Origin of the sequence: Bradyrhizobium sp. BRP23, assembly GCF_020194135.1 — a bacterium.
GTDB lineage: Bacteria > Pseudomonadota > Alphaproteobacteria > Rhizobiales > Xanthobacteraceae > Bradyrhizobium > Bradyrhizobium yuanmingense.
Genome location: NZ_JADYVW010000055.1, coordinates 1 through 603 on the forward strand (window position 1 = coordinate 1; position 603 = coordinate 603).

Below are 603 nucleotides of genomic sequence, written 5' to 3' on the forward strand. Positions count from 1 at the left end.
CATCTGCACGGCCAAGAGCGAGTGGCCGCCCAGTTCGAAGAAGTGGTCGTTGCGCCCGATGCGCTCGACACCAAGGAGCTCGGCCCAGATCTGCGCCAGCGCCGTCTCGACCGCACCTTGCGGCGACTGGTAGGCCGCCAGCGCATAGGCCTGATCGGCCGGCGCCGGCAGCGCGTTCCGATCGAGCTTGCCGTTCACCGTGAGCGGAAGCGCCGCCAGCCGCACGAACGCACTCGGCACCATGTAGTCCGGCAGCCGCGCACTTAAGTGCGCCCGCAAGGCGCCCGCAAGCGCGCCTCCATCGCCCTCGTCCGAGCCGGCCTCGGGCGCGCAGACCACATAGGCGATCAGATGTTTGTCGCCGGCGCCGTTCTGGCCCGCCACCACCACCGCCTCGCGCACCCAGGCGTGCTCGCAAAGCCGCGCGACGATCTCGCCCGGCTCGATGCGATAGCCGCGGATCTTCACCTGATCGTCGTTGCGGCCCAGGAACTCAAGATTGCCGTCCGGCAGATAACGTGCAAGGTCGCCGGTCCGGTACAGCCGATCGCCCTCGACAAAGGGACTGGCGATGAACCGCTCCGCGGTCAGCTCAGGGCGGTT

Annotated in this window: 1 protein-coding gene; it reads right to left on the reverse strand. The window is 68.7% G+C overall.

Annotated features, from left to right (window positions below; genetic code table 11):
• Positions 1-603 (reverse strand): phosphopantetheine-binding protein (locus I6F24_RS37315; protein ID WP_225156603.1); only part of this gene is annotated, 603 nt, incomplete at both ends.